The sequence below is a fragment of the Noviherbaspirillum aridicola genome (assembly GCF_019656455.1).
Classification (GTDB): Bacteria; Pseudomonadota; Gammaproteobacteria; order Burkholderiales; family Burkholderiaceae_D; genus Noviherbaspirillum; species Noviherbaspirillum aridicola.
Window position 1 is genome coordinate 33,214 of record NZ_BPMK01000021.1, and the last position, 17,479, is coordinate 50,692.

Annotated in this window: 15 protein-coding genes, 1 tRNA gene and 1 riboswitch; of the genes, 9 read left to right on the forward strand and 7 right to left on the reverse strand. The window is 62.9% G+C overall.

What is annotated here, in order from left to right; translation table 11 throughout:
- Nucleotides 1–43 precede the first annotated feature (43 nt).
- On the reverse strand, nt 44–1,291 hold the full coding sequence (gene glyA, locus NCCP691_RS19575) for a serine hydroxymethyltransferase (RefSeq protein ID WP_220810254.1): 1,248 nt from the start codon (nt 1,289–1,291) through the stop codon (nt 44–46).
- A 96-nt stretch (nt 1,292–1,387) separates the two neighbouring features.
- Nucleotides 1,388–1,491: riboswitch (ZMP/ZTP riboswitch) on the reverse strand.
- Nucleotides 1,492–1,635: 144 nt separating this feature from the next.
- On the opposite strand from glyA, the gene NCCP691_RS19580 reads away from it, so the two are divergent.
- From NCCP691_RS19580 to NCCP691_RS19620, 9 genes are all read left to right on the forward strand, one after another.
- Nucleotides 1,636–2,382 carry an SDR family oxidoreductase gene (locus NCCP691_RS19580; protein WP_220810255.1) on the forward strand — a complete coding sequence of 249 codons (747 nt, stop codon included), beginning with the start codon at nt 1,636–1,638 and terminating at the stop codon, nt 2,380–2,382.
- Nucleotides 2,382–2,828, forward strand: coding sequence for a tol-pal system-associated acyl-CoA thioesterase (gene ybgC / locus NCCP691_RS19585; RefSeq protein WP_220810312.1), 447 nt, complete (start codon nt 2,382–2,384; stop codon nt 2,826–2,828). The genes NCCP691_RS19580 and ybgC overlap by 1 nt, the downstream gene beginning before the upstream one ends.
- 63 nt (nt 2,829–2,891) lie before the next feature.
- Complete coding sequence (tolQ, locus tag NCCP691_RS19590) at nt 2,892–3,581, forward strand: protein TolQ (protein ID WP_220810256.1); 690 nt, start codon at nt 2,892–2,894, stop codon at nt 3,579–3,581.
- Entirely contained in the window at nt 3,582–4,019 is a 438-nt protein-coding gene (locus tag NCCP691_RS19595; protein ID WP_220810257.1) for an ExbD/TolR family protein, read from the forward strand. It abuts the gene before it with no gap.
- Nucleotides 4,016–4,966, forward strand: a complete 951-nt coding sequence (locus NCCP691_RS19600) for an energy transducer TonB (protein WP_220810258.1) — start codon at nt 4,016–4,018, stop codon at nt 4,964–4,966. Before NCCP691_RS19595 ends, NCCP691_RS19600 begins: the two co-directional genes overlap by 4 nt.
- A 2-nt stretch (nt 4,967–4,968) precedes the next feature.
- The gene (gene tolB, locus NCCP691_RS19605; RefSeq protein ID WP_220810259.1) at nt 4,969–6,240 is read left to right on the forward strand and encodes a Tol-Pal system beta propeller repeat protein TolB; all 1,272 of its coding nucleotides are present in this window, start codon (nt 4,969–4,971) and stop codon (nt 6,238–6,240) included.
- A 40-nt stretch (nt 6,241–6,280) separates the two neighbouring features.
- Nucleotides 6,281–6,808: a peptidoglycan-associated lipoprotein Pal gene (pal, locus tag NCCP691_RS19610; protein WP_220810260.1), complete on the forward strand. Its 528-nt coding sequence runs from the start codon at nt 6,281–6,283 to the stop codon at nt 6,806–6,808.
- A 3-nt stretch (nt 6,809–6,811) separates the two neighbouring features.
- The gene (ybgF, locus tag NCCP691_RS19615; protein WP_220810261.1) at nt 6,812–7,558 is read left to right on the forward strand and encodes a tol-pal system protein YbgF; all 747 of its coding nucleotides are present in this window, start codon (nt 6,812–6,814) and stop codon (nt 7,556–7,558) included.
- 91 nt (nt 7,559–7,649) lie between these two features.
- Nucleotides 7,650–7,725 (forward strand) — tRNA-Lys (locus NCCP691_RS19620).
- A 191-nt stretch (nt 7,726–7,916) separates the two neighbouring features.
- Here NCCP691_RS19620 and NCCP691_RS19625 read toward each other — a convergent pair.
- From NCCP691_RS19625 to NCCP691_RS19650, 6 genes are all read right to left on the reverse strand, one after another.
- The gene (locus tag NCCP691_RS19625) at nt 7,917–11,540 is read right to left on the reverse strand and encodes an ankyrin repeat domain-containing protein (protein WP_220810262.1); all 3,624 of its coding nucleotides are present in this window, start codon (nt 11,538–11,540) and stop codon (nt 7,917–7,919) included.
- A 174-nt stretch (nt 11,541–11,714) separates the two neighbouring features.
- Nucleotides 11,715–14,903, reverse strand: coding sequence for an ankyrin repeat domain-containing protein (locus NCCP691_RS19630; protein WP_220810263.1), 3,189 nt, complete (start codon nt 14,901–14,903; stop codon nt 11,715–11,717).
- Nucleotides 14,904–15,185: 282 nt separating this feature from the next.
- A complete protein-coding gene (locus NCCP691_RS19635) occupies nt 15,186–16,286 on the reverse strand; it encodes a hypothetical protein (protein ID WP_220810264.1) in 1,101 nt (366 codons plus the stop codon).
- Nucleotides 16,287–16,368: 82 nt separating this feature from the next.
- Nucleotides 16,369–16,680 carry a flagellar transcriptional regulator FlhD gene (flhD, locus tag NCCP691_RS19640; RefSeq protein WP_220810265.1) on the reverse strand — a complete coding sequence of 104 codons (312 nt, stop codon included), beginning with the start codon at nt 16,678–16,680 and terminating at the stop codon, nt 16,369–16,371.
- Between the two features lie 17 nt (nt 16,681–16,697).
- Nucleotides 16,698–17,018, reverse strand: a complete 321-nt coding sequence (locus NCCP691_RS19645; protein WP_220810266.1) for a type II toxin-antitoxin system PemK/MazF family toxin — start codon at nt 17,016–17,018, stop codon at nt 16,698–16,700.
- Nucleotides 17,012–17,272, reverse strand: a complete 261-nt coding sequence (locus NCCP691_RS19650; RefSeq protein ID WP_220810267.1) for an AbrB/MazE/SpoVT family DNA-binding domain-containing protein — start codon at nt 17,270–17,272, stop codon at nt 17,012–17,014. The genes NCCP691_RS19645 and NCCP691_RS19650 overlap by 7 nt, the downstream gene beginning before the upstream one ends.
- Between the last annotated feature and the right edge of the window lie 207 nt (nt 17,273–17,479).

A 17,479-nucleotide genomic window follows, 5' to 3' on the forward strand; every position in this document is an offset into this window, starting at 1 on the left:
CTTTTTCTTTGCACGTGCACAGCTTTCCAACAGGGTCTGCCGCTCAGCGTGCGTAGACCGGGAAGGCGTCGGTCAGCTTCTTGACTTCGGCCTTCACGCGCTCGATGTTGGCGGCATCGTGCGGATTGTCGAGCACGTCGGCGATCAGATGACCGACCTTGACCGCTTCCGCTTCCCCGAAGCCGCGGGTGGTCATCGCAGGGCTGCCGAGGCGGATGCCGGAGGTGACGAAGGGCTTTTCCGGATCGTTCGGGATCGCGTTCTTGTTGCAGGTCATGTGCGCGGAGCCGAGGATGGCTTCGGCTTCCTTGCCGGTGATCTTCTTGGCGCGCAGGTCGACCAGCATCACGTGCGACTGGGTGCCGCCGGAGACGATGCGCAGGCCGCGCTCGATCAGGGTGCGCGCCAGCGCGTCGGCGTTCCTGACCACCTGCTGCTGGTAGGTCTTGAACTCGGGCGACAGCGCCTCCTTGAATGCCACCGCCTTGCCGGCGATGACATGCATCAGCGGGCCGCCCTGGATACCGGGGAAGATCGCAGAGTTGATGGCCTTTTCATGCTCGGCCTTCATCAGGATCACGCCGCCGCGCGGACCGCGCAGCGACTTGTGGGTGGTGGAGGTCACGAAGTCGGCGTGCGGCACGGGATTCGGATAGACGCCGGCGGCGATCAGGCCGGCATAGTGCGCCATGTCGACCATGAAGTACGCCCCCACGTCCCTGGCGACCCTGGCGAAGCGCTCGAAGTCGATGCGCAGCGAGTAGGCCGAGGCGCCGGCGATGATCATCTTCGGCTTCTTCTCGTGCGCGAGGCGTTCCATCGCGTCGTAGTCGATCTCTTCCTTCTCGTTCAGCCCGTAGGAGACGACGTTGAACCATTTGCCCGACATGTTCAGCGCCATGCCGTGGGTCAGGTGGCCGCCTTCCGCGAGCGACATGCCCATGATGGTGTCGCCCGGCTTGAGCATGGCGAAGAACACGCCCTGGTTGGCCTGGGAGCCGGAGTTCGGCTGCACGTTCGCCGCCTCGGCGCCGAACAGCTCCTTGAGGCGGCTGATGGCCAGCGTCTCGGCGACGTCGACGTATTCGCAGCCGCCGTAGTAGCGCTTGCCCGGATAGCCTTCCGCATACTTGTTGGTGAGCTGGGAGCCCTGCGCTTCCATCACCGCGGGCGAGGTGTAGTTCTCGGACGCGATCAGCTCGATGTGGTCCTGCTGGCGCGTATTTTCCTTCTGGATGGCATCCCAGAGTTCGGGGTCGATTTTGGCGAGGGTATGGTCTTTTGCGAACATGAAAACTCCGATCGATGAGGTATGCAGCAGCTTGCTTTGCCTGAATCGAATGAGGAGCCAGCGGGAATGACAGGCAGCCTCAGTCGTGCATTCCATTTGGGCTGCCCAGGCGAACGGCTATTTGATGCCTCACGTTCCCCGGTGGAGCTCCACCTTGCGCCGGCCGCGGGGGCCGGCATTCGCCAGTCACGTGAGACGAAATGGAGCTAGATTGTAAGATAGCTACCTGGATTCGGCAAGAACGCTCCCGCCCCCGGGATTTTCGTGCCCCCGGGAAGCGCTCTCCGGGTTTCGGCTACAATCTCGCCCGTCCACCTTCCCGTTAGCGCACGAAAGGAAATTCAATGATCGTCCTGGTTACCGGCGCCAGCTCCGGCTTTGGCGAAGAAATGGCCCGCAGGTTCTGCCAAGGCGGCCACCGCGTGATTGCGGCCGCGCGCCGCATGGACCGCTTGCAGAAACTCGCCGACGAACTCGGCCCCGCCCTGCTGCCCCTGGAGATGGATGTCAGCCGCAAGGAGTCGATCAACGCCTCGCTGGCCAGCCTGCCGGCCAACTGGAAGGATATCGATATCCTGATCAACAACGCGGGCCTCGCGCTCGGCATCGAACCCGCGCAACAGGCATCGCTGGACGACTGGGAAACCATGATCGACACCAACTGCAAGGGCCTGGTCACGGTTACCCGCGCCCTCCTGCCCGGCATGGTCGCGCGCGGCCGCGGGCTGGTGATCAATCTCGGCTCGGTCGCCGGCGCCTACCCCTACCCGGGCGGGAACGTCTACGGCGCGACCAAGGCCTTCGTCGATCAGTTCACGCTCAACCTGCGCGCCGACCTCGTCGGCACCGGCGTGCGTGCCACCAACATCGCCCCGGGCCTGTGCGGCGGAACGGAATTCTCGAACGTGCGGCTGCGTGACGACGCGGCGGCGGCCAAAGTCTATGAAGGCACGGTGCCGCTCAACGCGAACGATATCGCCGAGACCGCGTTCTGGATCGCCAGCCTGCCGCCGCATGTAAACATCAACTACATCGAGATGATGCCGACCTGCCAGGCTTTCGGTCCTTTCAACATCAAGCGGAACAGTTGATGGAAGTTGCTCCTCCGCCGGACGGCGTCTTCACCTGGAATGTGCGGGTCTATTACGAAGACACCGATACCGGCGGCGTCGTTTTTTACGCGAATTACCTGAAGTTCTTCGAGCGCGCGCGCACCGAATGGCTGCGCGCCGTCGGCATCGGGCAGCAAAAGCTGGCCGAAACCCATCACGCGATGTTCGTCGTGCGCAGCACGGCCGTCGATTATCTTGCGCCGGCGAAATTAGATGATGAACTGAAACTCTCCGTCGTTGTCGAACGCCTGGGTCGTGCCTCTGTGCAATTTTTTCAGGAGGCATGGCGCATGGAAGGCAACGAGCGCCGGCTGCTGGCGAGCGGCCGCATCAAGGTGGGCTGCGTCGATAGCCGGACCTTCCGGCCCAGCGCGATCCCGGACGAGGTATTCAACCTGATCGGCCGCCGCCACGTTCTATCCTGACAAGCATTACAACGAGCCCGTGCGTCAGGGAGCGCCGGGCGGGAACCTGCAAACCTGACCACTATGACCGTTACACAAGATCTGTCCTTCGTCGCACTCATCAGCAACGCCTCGCTGCTGGTCCAGCTCGTCATGGCCCTGCTGCTCCTGGTTTCGATCATGAGCTGGACCTATATATTCCACAAGATGTTCGCCATCCGCAGCGCACGGCGGCAAACCGAGGACTTTGAACGCGCCTTCTGGTCCGGCGGGAATCTCAATGCGCTGTACGAGGAGGCCACCTCCAACCGCCGCCGCAGCGGCCAGAGCGGCGCGCTCGAACGCATCTTCGAGTCCGGCATGGGCGAATTCATCAAGGCCAAGGCCACCATCGGCGGCAAGGATGCCAACAGCATGATCGACGGCGCGCGCCGCGCGATGCGGGCCGCCTACCAGCGCGAGATGGACGCGCTGGAGTCGCATCTGGCCTTCCTCGCCTCGGTCGGTTCGGTCTCGCCCTATGTCGGCCTGTTCGGCACCGTCTGGGGCATCATGAATGCCTTCCGCGGACTGGCCAACGTGCAGCAGGCGACCCTGGCATCGGTCGCGCCCGGCATCGCCGAGGCGCTGATCGCCACCGCCATCGGCCTGTTCGCCGCGATCCCGGCGGTCGTCGCCTTCAACCGCTATTCGCACGACATCGACCGGCTGGCAATCCGCTTCGAGAGCTTCATCGAAGAATTCTCCAACATTCTGCAGCGCCAGGTTCGGTAAATGGGCAACAGCACGATGCGCGGCGGACGCGGCCGCAAGTTCAAGTCGGAGATCAACGTCGTTCCCTACATCGACGTGATGCTGGTGCTGCTGATCATTTTCATGGTCGCCGCGCCGATGACCAATCCTGGCGTGATCGACCTGCCGACCGCCGCCAGGTCCAACCTGCCGCCGACGGAGTACATCCAGATCTCGCTGCAGCCGGACACTTCGGCGACCATCGGCATCAACGGCCAGAAAAGCGGCAGCTCCCAGCCCGAAAAGGTGGGCGGGCGGGCGGCGCTGATGAAGCGCCTGCGCAGCATGCATGAACAGAACCCGACCATGCCGGTCATGATTTCGGCCGACAAGGACATCAAGTACGACGAGGTGATCCAGGTGGTATCGGAAGCCAAGAAAATAGGCATCGACCGCGTGGGGCTCGCGACGAAGCAATGACAGACGCAAGCCAGTACAACGTTCCGAAAGAGCCCGGCCGCCTGCGCTCGCTGCTGCTGGCGGCGCTGGTTCACCTCGCCCTGCTCGTATTCCTTTGGGTCGGCATTCGCTGGCAGAGCGAAACCCCGACCACCATCGAGGCCGAGGTCTGGAGTCCCCAGCCGCAGGAAGCCGCGCCACCGCCCCTGCCGCAGGAGGAACCGAAGCCCGAGCCCGAGCCCAGACCCGAGCCGAAGCCCGAGCCGGTGAAGGAGCCGCCCAGGCCCAAGGTGGAAGAACCGCCCAAGCCCAAGGTCGACATCGCGCTGGAACAAGAAAAGAAGCGCAAGGAAGAAGAAAAGCGCAAGCGCGAGGAAGAGCAGGAAAGGCTCGCGAAGAAGCGCGAGGAAGACGAGCGCAGGAAGCGCGAGGAAGAAAAGCAGAAGCTCGCGAAGCTGGAAAAGGAAAAACTCGAGAAGGAAAAGCTCGAGAAAGAGAAACTCGAGAAAGAGAAACTCGCCAGGCTCGAGAAGGAACGCAAGGAAAAGGAAGCCGCCGACAAGAAGCGCAGGCAGGATGAGGCCGACCAGAAGCTGGCGGCCAAGGTGCGCGAGGAAGAAATGAAGCGCATGACCGGCGCGGTCGGCACGGGCGGCAACGGCGACGCGCCGAAGTCCCAGGGCGGACGCGCCAGCTCCGAATACGCGGGCCGCATCGGCGCGAAGATCAAGTCGAACATTACCTTCATCGCGCCCGAAGGCCTGCCGGGCAACCCGCCGGTAGAATACGAGGTTCGGCTGCTGCCCGACGGCTCCGTCGCCGGCATGCGCAAGCTGAAATCCTCCGGCGTTCCGGGATTCGACGAAGCGGTCGCGCGCGCGATCGAGCGTTCGCAGCCCTTCCCGAAGGACAGCAACGGCAGCGTGCCGTCGACTTTCATAGGCATACACAAACCGAAAGACCAATAGCGATGATGAAAAACTTCTTTACGCGCGGTTTCTTCGTGCTGGCGCTCGGCTTTGTCGGCGCCGCCCAGGCCCAGCTGAGGGTCGAAACCTCGGGTGTGGGCGCCACCCAGATCCCGGTCGCCATCGCCGGCTTCGCCGACGAAACCATGGCGCCGCAACAGATCACCGCCATCGTCAAGGCCGACCTGCAGCGCAGCGGCTATTTCAAGATCATCGACACCGGCAACGTGATGTCGGAAACCACACCGGTCAACCTCGCCGACTGGAAGGGGCGCGGCGCCGACGCGCTGGTGGTCGGCAGCGTGCAGCGCCTGGCCGACGGCCGCTATGACGTGCGCTACCGCCTGATGGACACGGTCAGGAACAGCAACCTGTCTGGCTTCGGCCAGACCGCCGGGCCGGACCGCCTGCGGGTGGCTGCGCACAAGATCGCCGATGACATCTACGAAAAGCTGACCGGCGTGCGCGGCATGTTCGCCACCCGCATCGCCTACGTCACCAAGTCGGGCAACGAATACCGGCTTGAAGTGGCCGACGCCGACGGCGAAAGCACCCAGGTCGCGCTGCGTTCCAACGAGCCGATCATCTCCCCCGCCTGGTCGCCCGACGGCACCAAGGTCGCCTATGTCTCGTTCGAGGCGAAGAAGCCGGTGGTGTACGTGCAGGACCTGACCAATCGCCAGCGGACGGTGATCGCCAACCACCGCGGCAGCAATTCCGCGCCCTCGTGGTCGCCCGACGGCAGCCGGCTCGCGCTCGCCCTGTCGCGCAGCGGTTATACCCAGGTCTATGTCGTCAATGCCGACGGCAGCGGGCTGCGCCAGCTGACCAATACGAACGGCATCGAGACCGAGCCGCAGTTCTCGGCGGACGGGCAGTTCATCTACTTCACCAGCGACCGCAGCGGCGGACCGCAGATCTACCGGATGAGCGCCAGCGGCGGCGAGGCGCAGCGCGTGACCTTCAACGGCAGCTACAACATCAGCCCGCGGCTTTCGCCGGACGGCAAGACGCTGGCCTACATCTCGCGCCGCGAGGGCCGCTTCCAGCTGTACGCGCTGGACCTGGCCAGCGGCCAGGAGCTGCGCCTGTCCGATACCTCGCGCGACGAATCCCCCAGCTTCTCGCCCAACGGCAAGTACATCATGTACGCGACCGAAGCGGGACGGCGGGGCAGCCTGGCCGTGGTTTCCGTCGACGGCCGCGTAAAACAACGCCTGACGACGCAGGCCGGAGACATCCGCGAGCCCACCTGGGGCCCTTTCATGAAATAATTCAAGCCTTTGCATCATTTTTCTTTGGGAGAAACTAAGAATGCGCAACAACACGACTCTTGCACTCATCCTGTCCAGCGCCATGCTGCTTGCCGCCTGCGGCTCCAACGTCAAGCTGGATGACAACGTCAAGGTCGAAGACCGCACCGGCACCCCGACCACCGGCACCGCCGACGCCCGCTCCGTCGCTCCGCTGACCACCGGCTCGGTCGATCCGCTGAACGATCCGAAGGGCGTGCTGGCCAAGCGCAGCATCTACTTCGACTACGATTCCTACATCGTCAAGGACGAGTTCAAGCCGGTGATCGAAGCGCACGCCAAGTACCTCGCCGCCAACAAGGGCCGCAAGGTCATCATCCAGGGCAATACCGATGAGCGCGGCGGCCGCGAATACAACCTGGCGCTCGGCCAGAAGCGCGCCGAAGCAGTACGTCGCGCGATGTCGCTGCTGGGCGTATCCGATCAACAAATCGAAGCGGTGTCGTTCGGCGAAGAAAAGCCGAAGGCGACCGGCAGCGACGAAGCTGCCTGGGCCGAGAACCGCCGCGCCGATCTGGCTTACCAGTAATCCATGAACAAGATCCAGTCTTCCATCGCCGCGGCCGTACTGGCCGCATGTTCACTGGCTCCGCTGCAGGCAGGCGCCGCATTGTTCGAAGACGATGAAGCGCGCCGCGCCATCCTCGACATCCGCGCGCGCCTGAACAACATGCAGAACGAGATCAACGCCAAGGCCGACAAGACCAACAGCCTTGATCTCAACACGCAGAACGAGCAACTGCGCCAGGAGATCGCGCGTCTGCGCGGCCAGATCGAGCTGCTGACCAACGAGCTCGCCAATGCACAGAAGCGTCAGAAGGATTTCTATGTCGACCTCGACGCCCGCCTGCGCAAGCTGGAACCGCAGACGGTGACGGTGGACGGCAAGGAGTTCAGCGTCGAGCAGGCGGAGCAGCGTGCCTACGACGCCGCCCTCGCCTACTTTAAGGCGGGCGACTACAAGAACGCGGGCGCGGCGTTCTACGACTTCACCCGCCGCTACCCGAATTCCGGACTGGCGCCGTCGGCGTACTACTGGCTCGGCAATACCTACTACGCGCAACGCGACTACAAGAACGCGATCAGCGCGCAGCAGACGGTGGTCAAGAACTTCCCTGACAGTCCCAAGGCCGCCGACGCCTTGCTGAACATCGCGAGCTGCCAGCTGGAGCTCAAGGACCGTCCGGGGGCAAGGAAGACGCTGGAGACGCTGGTGGCGCAGTTCCCCGGCTCGCCGGCGGCGCAGACCGCGCAGGAAAGGCTTGCTGCGCTGAAGTAATCGCTCCGTCGCGCCGACAGTTGGAGAACGGAAAATTTCTTCGCTGTCGAATTGACAGGAGCGATAAACGATCTCTATAATCTTGGTCTTCGGGTCGTTAGCTCAGTTGGTAGAGCAGCGGACTTTTAATCCGTTGGTCGCTGGTTCGAGCCCAGCACGGCCTACCAGAATTGAAGCGGTCACTAGCAATAGTGACCGCTTTTTTCTTTTGGCGCGCCGTCCGCGTTTCTGGACAGGGGCCCGCGCGCGCTTCCCTGGCGAAGCCGGCTGATCCCCCGGATTGCCGTCAGCCGCCCCATCCCCGGTTGCGCGATGCTGCGTTCACCCTGAGCATCTGCCCGCTCCTCGTCCGATGTGGCTACTGGGACTTCAACAACTGTTTCAACGCCTTGAAATTCTGGTAGAGATCCGGGTTGCTCTGCTTCAGTTGCGTGTACTCCTTCGTGTTGCACAATCCGTGCGGGTATTTTTGCGCGCCCCGGATGGCGGACAACAGGCGGTTGCACTGCCTGCGGTCGAGCGGGGCCACTGCTTCATCCGGCGGGCTGACTGCGGCATTCACCGTCTGAACGAACCCATTCAGTCCCTCAACGCGTTTGTCGGCAATCGCCGCGCGCAGTCCCTTGCAGAGCGCCAGGAGTATCGGCAGACGCATGTCGGGGTCCAGGTTGGCAAGCAGCGACCTGATACCGGTGAACATGGCAGGGCGCGACAGCGCCAGCCAGGCGTCGTCCAGGGCGCCGGCGCCGAACAGAACAGCGAGGATGCCGGGCTTGTCCGCTTCCGCCGCAATCACGGCTGGGGTTCTGCCACCGGGCGCCTCCAACTTGACGTCGGCACCCCGTGCCACCAGCTGCTCCACAAGTTCCACATCGTTAGCCTCGGCGGCCAGCATGAGCGGCGTAGCACCCGCATTGTTGCGCACGTTGACATCCGCATAATTGTCGATCAGCGCTTCCGCAAGGCTGCGATCCTCCTTCTGCATCGCCAGCAGGAGCGGGGCCACCCCCTCACTGTCCGTCGCATCCAGGTCCGCGCCTCTCCGGGCCAGCGCTCGCACCACATCCGCCATGCCCTGATCCACTGCCATAAGGATCGGGGTGGACCCGTCAGCGTTGCGGACATTGACATCCGCACCCTTATCGATCAGCGCTTCCACTATGGCGGGATCGCCCTTCCGTATTGCCAGCAGGAGCAGCGGTTCTCCCTCATGGTCCGCTGCATTCACGTTCGCCCCTTTCTCGGCCAGCAGTCGCACCATGTCTCCCGTGCCCTGATTCACCGCCAGCAGGAGGGGGGTGGATCCGGCACGGTTGCGCGCGTTGACGTCGGCCCCCTTTTCAAGCAGCACTTCCACCGCGGCCGTGTCGCGCCGTTGTATCGCAAGCAGCAGCGGCGTCTCTCCGTTGTTGTCCGCTGCATTCACGTTTGCGCCTTTTTCGGCCAGGACCCGGACAACCTCGGTTCTGCCCCGGGCCGCCGCCTGCAGCAGGGCAGTCCTGTTGTCATCGTTTGTGTCGTCGATATTCCCGCCCTTGTCGATGATGAGTTGAAGGGCCTCGATCCGCCCCCAATCCGCGGCGACCATGAGCGCCGTTGTACCGCGATCGGCCGACACGTTGAGGTCCGCACCTCGGTCAATGAGCGATTTCAGTGTCTCCAGGTGTCCGCCCTTGGTCGCAAGCATGACGGGGGTGTATTTCCAGCCGTCGCCGAGATTGAGGCTTGCGCCATGATCAAGCAAGCACTCGACGACTTTTGTTTGGCCCGCATCGGCAGCGAGATGGAGTGCCGTCGTACTTTCGTGTCGGGGCGTCGTGACATTGGGATCCGCGCCCCGTTCGAGGAGCATCCCCAGCATCTCGAGGTGCCCTAACCTGGCTGCCTCCATCAGCACGGTGCGCTGCCGCCCGGACTGCTGCGGCAAGAGCATGTTCTTGTGCTTGTCGAAGCCGAGGTCGAGCAACAGTTCGAGCGTCTCGAGGCGTCCGCTCCTCGCGGCCGGAAGAGGAGTGTCCCCAAGATTGGCGCCACCATCAATCAACAGGCGCAGGGCCTCGGTATGCCCGCCTCCAGCGGCGAGTATGGCAGCGGTCTGGTTCGAATGATTGAGTGCATCAAGCCCGGCACCCGCCGCAATTAATCGCCTGATCACGCCGACATGACCATGCCTGGCTGCCAGATGCAGGGCGGTATTTCCCCCTCGCGTTACCGCCTTGAGGTTCGCCCCTTGCTCAAGCAGCACATCGAGCACCGCGGCATGCCCGCCCTCGGCGGCGAGCATGGCCGGAGTTCGGCGCGAACCGTTGGATGCATCAATTTCCGCACCCGCCGCGATCAATCGCCCGATCACCTCGACATGCCCGTGGCTGGCGGCCAGGTGCAAGGCGGTATCCCTTCCTCGCGTTACCGCCTTGAGGTTCGCCCCTTTCTGAAGCAGCAGATCAACTGTCTCGGCATGCCCGCGCATGGCGGCCAGCATCAGGGGCGTGCGGCGCTGCGCATCCGGGCTATCGATGCCTCTGTACCTGGGGCGATCATGCACGAATCCCTGAATCCGTTTCACTACTTGCGTCTCGCCGAAAGATGCGCCGAGAAACAGGAGATGCCCGGCACAGGCGGTCACCAACGACGGGACGGCCATCACAACCTTCAGGAAATCATCGAGCCAACCGGCGGGCATGTCCCCGGGCTGCAGATTCTCCGCATCGGTCTGGTCAAGTATGTGCTGCGCCATGTTCGTGAGAACAACCGCGAGATCGTCACCATCGATGTCAGGGTGGTTCCGCAGCGCTAGCGGAGATAATTCAAACCAGCGCCTCGCCGGCAGCGGATCGCAGCGACCTTCCTTGTCCCTGGTCCAGAAAAGATGACCGAGCAGCATGATGGCGCCGCCCGCATCGGAGGCCTCCGAGAGAGCGATCGCATTGTCGACGTTGATCAAGCCCTGACCGTGCATTGATCGCGCCATTTCTTCGGCAATACCGCCGGGCGTTCCGGCCAGGTGTGATACCGAATCGTCCTCTCCGAGACGGATGAAGCTGTGCATGCTGACTTCGCCGTACTCGGGATCGAGTTCCTGCTGCTTGACGTCGCTTATCTTCTGCAACTCAGCATTCCCAAGCGGTGCATCGACCGAGACAGGCGCGCCCGCCGCTGCCCTCACCCTGCCGAAGTAATCGTCGGCCATACTGGCAATGAGACGCCCGGGCTTCAACACGGCGAATACCCGCTTCTTGCATTCAGCGATCAAGCCAGGCGTCACGTCGGCTGCGACACTTTGAAGAAATGAATCCTGCTCCAGGCTCAGGCCGAGCTCCCCCGCAACTTGATCGAGATAGAAATTCACCAGGTGCACTTCGTTGCCAGGATTGAAGTCAGGATGCCGGGCTCGAATATGTTCAGCGATGGCTGCCTGGGCCATCCTCTTCTTCAGCTGCATGGCTGCTCCCTTGATGCCGGATCTGGCAGCCCGCAGCTTCTGCAATTCGTTGGTTAGTTCCGTCATCGTTCCCCCGGAACACACTCTGAGTTGCGGGGTCAGGTTCACGACGGCATCAAGCCGCTTGTGAAGCGCGAGGCTTTGATCCGCAAGCAGCTCGGTGAAGGCAGTCAGGGTCTCCTTCGCGATGCCGTACATGATTTCCCTGTGCGCATCGTAGAGTGCCCCCTGCTGATGGAAGAGCTGGTGCTTGAATGCCTCGCAGTCGGCTCTGATCCGGTTCAGGCTCGCCCTGCTCAGCGGAGGGGCGACCTTGTCCGCATTCGCCGCTGCAAAATCCGGAATGCGGTCGATAATCTCGCGGTACTCATGCTCCAGGCGCGCATAGTCCTCGTGCTGGAGAAATGCATTGAGCGACTGATACCTGGCCGGCGAATATAACAGCGGGGATGCGGGAGCGCTGCTGGAAGCCGACGCTTGCGGCGGCGCGGGCGGGACCTGAACCGGCGTGAAAAAGCCAGGGTTGAACTGCATTCTCATGATCGTCTCCTGATGGAGCCTGGCCGGACTCCTCCCTCCCTGGCGATGGCCTCGACGGAGCGGGAGCCCGACTAAAGCAGGCGATCCGCTTGAGTGTCGGGCATGGAAACACGGTTCCGTCAACGATCACGAGCGGTGCGCTGGCGGCCCCGGACAGGCGGGCCGGGCGCGGCACTACGCATGCTTCAAGTTCGTTTTCATTGCCTTGTATCGTTCATGGAACTCAGGGTGCCTGGTCTTGAGCCGGTGGTATTGCCGTGAGTTGCAGATCCCCTTCATCATTTTCTGGGCGCCCCTGATTTTCGTCAGCAGGCTTTTCTTCTGGGTCGGACTCAGGTTTTCCCTGGAGTTGTTCACCATCGTGATAAAGGCATCAAGATTGTTGATCGCCTCGGAGGCGATCGCCCCGCGGAGACCCTTCGCGACCACCCTGAGAACCTCCAGCTTGAAATCCGGCTCGAGTGCCCTCAGCATGCTTTCGATGCCGGTCAGCATGGCGGGTGAGGCGCGCAGCAATGCCCCTTCCACATCGTGCACGCCTGGTTTGAACAAAGCGGTGAATGCCGAAGTATGGCCTTGCTCGGCTGCAGCGATCACCGCGGTCCTTCCATCGGACGCCTGTGCATGAATGTCCGCGCCGGCCTCGAGCAGCGCAACGACCGCCGTCGCGCGGTTTGCAAGCGCAGCCGCGATGAGCGGAGTGGCGCCCTGGTTGTCGGCGGCATCGACGATCGCCCCTGCTTCGACCAGCAGACGTATCGCGTCCGGGTGCCCCCCGCGGGCTGCGAGCATGAGCGGCGTTGTACCGTTATTGTCGGGTGCGTTCACATCCGCGCCCCGCTCGATCAGCAACCCGAGTGCCTCGCCATGACCGCGGATGGCGGCATACATGAGTGCGCTCCACTGCCGGCTGGTGCGTCCGTCCACCGGCGCACCCTGGTCAAGCAGGAAGCGCAATGCTTCGACCTTGCCCGCTTCGGCTGCATACATCATCGCTGTCTTCCCGACCCCGTCAGCGAGATGCAGGTCTGCCTCATGCTGCAACAGCCGCTGCAACATCTCGATGCTGCCGACCGAGGCGGCCAGCATCGCCGCGGTGTGGTCTTGCACTGTGCGAGCGGTGATACTTGCGCCCCCCTCCAGGGCGACCCGAAACGCCTCGACATGACCCTGTTCCGCAGCAGCCAGAAGGGCTGTATAGCCACGGTCATCTTCCGCATTGATATCGGCCCCGCGGTCGATCAGGATCCGCAAACACTCGGCCTTCCCTTGCCTGGCCGCACAAATGGCTGCGGTGGCACCGTGGTGCCCACGAAGATCGGGGAGCACTCCGTGGTGGAGCAGAATCCGGAGAGCTTCCGCGTGGCCTGCCTCCGCGGCCAGATGGAGCGCGGGCGGAGAACTGGCAGTCACGATGCCAGGATCTGCGCCTTTCTTGAGAAGCATCTCCAGCACCGCCACATGGCCGAACCCGGCCGCCGCCATCAGCACAGTCCGGTCTCCCCGGTGTTGCTGATCCTCGTCGATTCCATGATTAAGCAATATCTCAAGCGCCTCGGTCTGACCTTGTTCCCCGGCCAGCAGGGGTACGTTCGTCAACTCCGCGCCGTTCTTGATCAACACGTGCAAGGCCTTCAACTGCCCTCTCCCTGCCGCCACACCCGCGGGAGTGATGTGGGAGCCGTTGAGCGCGTCGATGTTCGCGCCCTTCGTGAGCAAATGCGATATGGCCCCATCCTGTCCATGATGGGCCGCCAGATGCAAGGCGGTATCTTTATTCGGCGTTACGGCCTCGATATCGGCGCCCCTTTCGATCAGGGTCTGGAGGGCGCCGGTGTGGCCGCCTGCCGCAGCAAGCATCAGTGCCGTGCGTCCTTGCGGGTCCCGGCCCTCGATATCGACATCCTTGTAAATCTGCTCCTCTTCCTCGTTCAGCTGCAGGACCTCCTGGATGACGTCGGGATTGCCGAAAGACGCGCCGAGAAAAAGAACCTGCCTGGCGCATGCGGAGGCAACCCGCGGGACTGCTTGCATGACCTGTACAAACTCGCCTATCCACTGGGCGGCGTTCTCGCATGCCTGCAGGTTTTCGCGATCGGTCTGCTCAATCAGGTATCCGGCGATCTCGGACATGGTCTCGGGAAGGTCGTCGACCTCAATCTCGGGATGACGATTCAACGTGAGCGGAGAAATGTCCAGCAGGCGTCTTGCCTCCAGCGGGTCGCAGCGACCGTCCTTGTCCTTCGTCCAGAACAACGGACCAAGTTGCATGATGGCTCCACCATCGCCGGCGTCCTCGGCGAGCGTGATGGCTTTATCGAAGTCGATCAATTCCTCCCGGCGCATCAACTGCGTCACCTTCTCCGCGATGCCCGCGCTGGTCCGCCAGAGGTGACACTGGCCCGTTTCATCGTCGGCGTGAACAAAGCTATGAGTGGAGATATCTCCATACTCCGGATCCAGGACGTTCTGCTTCAGGTCGTTGAGTGTCGCCAGCTGCCCGGGTCCCAGTTCCACGTCTTGCGCCGGCGATGCTCCCACCGCATCCCTCACCCGTGTAAAGTAGTCGTCCGCGAGCCGGTTGATGAGCAGACCCGGCTTCAACACGGCGAACACGCTGTCCTCGCAACGCCTCGCCAGTTCATCCGTCACACGCGCGGCCATGCTGGGCGCGAACGGGTCCGGCTCCTCCGGGAGGCCGAGTTTGTCCGCAAGACGATTGAAGTAATGGTTCACCAGATGCACCTCGAAGTTAGCGGAGTACTCGTGCGAGGCCTTGACATGGGAGAGGATCGCGGCAACCGCCATCGCCTTCATCATCCGCCTTGCCTGCCCTTTGATGCCCGTGTTCGCCATGCGAAGCTGATAGAGCCCATCGGTGATCGCTGTCGTCACGCCGCCGGCACACACCGCCAGCGTCGAACTCAGATTCGCTACCGCGTCTATTCGGGACCGGAGGGCGATGCGCTCGTCGCTGAGTTTGTCGGCAAAAGCGGCCAGCATCTCCTTGGCGCTGCCGTACATGATATTCGCGTGATCGCTGAAGAACCCCTGGGGCTCGAACAGGTGGCCCTTGAAGGTTTCACAGTCGGCCCTGATCGCATCTTGCCGTGCCTCGCTCACAGGCGGATCCAGCTCGCCTGCACGGGCCGCGACAAATGCTGGCAAGCGGTCGATCAACTCACGGTATTCGCGCTCAAATTTCGGAAAATCCGCATGCTGGCGGAAGTTGGGAATGTTGCCGTACCTGGCAGGCGCATACAGCACCGGCGATGCGGCTGCTCGACTGGGGCGGGATGCTTCCGCACGCACGGGCGGGGCGATATCCGGCAGGAAGAAGGTATTTGAAAAGCGCGTTCTCATAGTTGTCTCTCCGTGTCGATTACCGCGACCACCATGAGGCCCGGGCTGGATGGAAGCAGGCACAGGCGTGAGTAGCGGGCGGGCGACCGGGGTTCCCTGCGTCGCGCCACGCAGGGGCATGCGTTGGCAGGCAGCCGCGGAAAGGCCGTCAGTGCGTGGACTTGATCAGGAGGAAGCAGCGCCCGCGATGCCGCTCAGGGGCGCCGGTGAACGAGCAACCGGGCTGTTTGCGTAACGCGGCCGCGGGTATGGTGCGGAAATCGTGGATGGACGTGGCCGCGGTCAGCCGAGCCAGAACCAGGCAAGCGCGGCCGCGCTTGCGCTGCTGGCCGCGGCGTGAAGGAGATACCAGTAGATGCGGGGCACCGGCTTCGCTTTCGGCGCCGGGCGGTGTTCATCGCGCGCGATCCTGCGCGCGGCGCCGAGGGACACGAGTGCGTCGGCATCATCATCGTCCTCGGCCACCGGCTCCATTGCAGGTGGCCTGGGCGCCGGCCGCGCCGCTGCCGGGGCCGCGTGTTGCGCGAACGCGGCGGTGCCGCTGCGCCTGGCGCCGCTCTCGACGGCGGGAGCGGAGGCTGGCGTGGTTGCGGGTGCGGATGCAAGGGTGGGGGAAGGTGCGGATGCGGGCGCGCGCTGCGGCAATGCCTTGACCTTGCCGGTACTGAGCATCACGTGCAATTCCTCGATCGATGGCTTGCGGTCGTGGACGCGCTCCCATGCCCGGATGAGGTTGACGTAACCCTCGCCCATCATCGCTTCATACAGGTCGTCGCCAAGCTTGCGGCCTGCCTCCACCGCTCTGGCGAGCTGCTTCTGATGCAGTTCCTGCGCGAGCTTGAGCATCGTGTCGCGGCGCAGCCTGCCTTCGGATGCCTGCAATTCGGCTTCCACGTCCTGGTATTCGACTTGCCGGTTGATCTGCACCGGCGGTTCCAGCACGAGCCGCGGCGGCACGCGTTTGAGGGTCAGCAATGCGCGCACCGCGTAGTCGAGGTGCGATGGATCCTGTGCCTGGGCGGCGGCGGCGGACGCGGCGCCGCCTGCGGGCTGCAGGAAAAGCCGGGACTGGTTGTAGCCGGCGAGGAAGGATGTCCAGGGCTCGAGGTCGGCCTTGGTCAGCGCGAAGGGCTTGCTCCAGACTTCGTCGCCGGCGGTCTCTTCGAATGGAATCAGCGCCGAACGCATGTCCGGGATGCGGCTGACTCTGTCGGGCAGGCCGGGCGCGGCGTCGACGGCAGCGGCCGGCATCATGGCGGGGGCGGCCTGATGGGAGTCCTCAAGCGCCTGTTTTTTCTTCAGCTCGAGCGCCTGCTGATGCAGGCGGTTCTGCCGCTCGGTCTCCCATTGCAGGGCGCTGTCGATCACGTCGAGCGTGTGCATGTCAGCACGCTCCCCGCATGACGACGAGCGCCGGGCCGTTCAGGAATCGGGAGACCATCTCTGTCTTGTTCCGAAAGCCCTCTCAGGCGACCTGTTCAGGCGCCTGCGACGCCATGATGATCGACGCGTGCAGCGGCGTGGGCGCGGCGCCGGCCTTGTCGCGCACCAGGGTCGAGAGGATCGTGCTGTCGTCGAACCGGAAGCGCGACAGCATGACGTTGCAGCTCGCCATCTTCAGGACCTGCGCATTGCTCATGCTGGCGATCAGGTCGGCGATTTCGCCGCTGATGCCGAGACGGAAGATCGCTTCCGCGCGGTCGTGGCGAATCATCTGCTGGGCGATCATCAGATAGCTGAGATTCACATCGCGGATTTCGGACAGGTAATCGTTCATGTGTTTCGATCCTTATCTCAATAAGCGAAAACTTCTTGAAGTACTTCCAGCGCGCGGGCCATGGTGAGGTCGTCAATCTCGCCCAGCCTTCTGATCAGGCGCGCCTTTTCCAGCGTGCAGATCTGATCCAGCAGGATCAGTCCGTCCTTCTGCATGAACTGCACGGGAATCCGGAACGGCGCGGGCAGGTCATGCGTGCTCATCGGGGCGACGATGAGGGTGTTCAGGTATTCATCCATCTCTTCCGGCGAGACGATCACGCAGGGCCAGCGCTCCTGCGTGATGCTGCCGACCGGCTTGTCGAACTCGACCAGCCAGACTTCGGCCCGCTTTACCATGTGAAGCCCGCTTCCTTGTCGGCGGGTACCAGCGGCCAGGCGACCACCTGCTCGGCTTCCGCCGTCGCCGAAGCGATCTGCTGGCATGCCTCGGCCCAGCCCTCGCGGCATTTCTTCTTGGGCTTGCGGATCACGATCGCGTCGTTCTCCACCTGGATCTCGACTTCACCGATATCGAGACCGGTCTGCAAAAGGAAGGGCTTCGGGATCAGGACGCCCTGTGAATTTCCCATCTTGCGGATCGCAGTCTTCATAGAAATCCCTTTAACAGTAGGTTCTAACATCGTACTACAAAATTTCTGGTTGGAAAATTCTTATTCGTACATTGTTCGAACAAATTCTTACTTCGTAAGAACTTTGTTATGCCTATACGGAAGAACTTTGTTGTGACGAAGTTGAAGCGGGATGAGAAACACGGACAGCGCGGATGCGCAAGGCATTGAGAAACAAGGAAGAAGGAT

Bases quoted from the DNA above. Each gene is read 5' to 3' on its own strand.
- glyA (WP_220810254.1), bottom strand. From the start codon at position 1,291: ATGTTCGCAAAAGACCATACCCTCGCCAAAATCGACCCCGAACTCTGG.
- NCCP691_RS19580 (WP_220810255.1), top strand. From the start codon at position 1,636: ATGATCGTCCTGGTTACCGGCGCCAGCTCCGGCTTTGGCGAAGAAATG.
- ybgC (WP_220810312.1), top strand. From the start codon at position 2,382: ATGGAAGTTGCTCCTCCGCCGGACGGCGTCTTCACCTGGAATGTGCGG.
- tolQ (WP_220810256.1), top strand. From the start codon at position 2,892: ATGACCGTTACACAAGATCTGTCCTTCGTCGCACTCATCAGCAACGCC.
- NCCP691_RS19595 (WP_220810257.1), top strand. From the start codon at position 3,582: ATGGGCAACAGCACGATGCGCGGCGGACGCGGCCGCAAGTTCAAGTCG.
- NCCP691_RS19600 (WP_220810258.1), top strand. From the start codon at position 4,016: ATGACAGACGCAAGCCAGTACAACGTTCCGAAAGAGCCCGGCCGCCTG.
- tolB (WP_220810259.1), top strand. From the start codon at position 4,969: ATGATGAAAAACTTCTTTACGCGCGGTTTCTTCGTGCTGGCGCTCGGC.
- pal (WP_220810260.1), top strand. From the start codon at position 6,281: ATGCGCAACAACACGACTCTTGCACTCATCCTGTCCAGCGCCATGCTG.
- ybgF (WP_220810261.1), top strand. From the start codon at position 6,812: ATGAACAAGATCCAGTCTTCCATCGCCGCGGCCGTACTGGCCGCATGT.
- NCCP691_RS19625 (WP_220810262.1), bottom strand. From the start codon at position 11,540: ATGAGAATGCAGTTCAACCCTGGCTTTTTCACGCCGGTTCAGGTCCCG.
- NCCP691_RS19630 (WP_220810263.1), bottom strand. From the start codon at position 14,903: ATGAGAACGCGCTTTTCAAATACCTTCTTCCTGCCGGATATCGCCCCG.
- NCCP691_RS19635 (WP_220810264.1), bottom strand. From the start codon at position 16,286: ATGCACACGCTCGACGTGATCGACAGCGCCCTGCAATGGGAGACCGAG.
- flhD (WP_220810265.1), bottom strand. From the start codon at position 16,680: ATGAACGATTACCTGTCCGAAATCCGCGATGTGAATCTCAGCTATCTG.
- NCCP691_RS19645 (WP_220810266.1), bottom strand. From the start codon at position 17,018: ATGGTAAAGCGGGCCGAAGTCTGGCTGGTCGAGTTCGACAAGCCGGTC.
- NCCP691_RS19650 (WP_220810267.1), bottom strand. From the start codon at position 17,272: ATGAAGACTGCGATCCGCAAGATGGGAAATTCACAGGGCGTCCTGATC.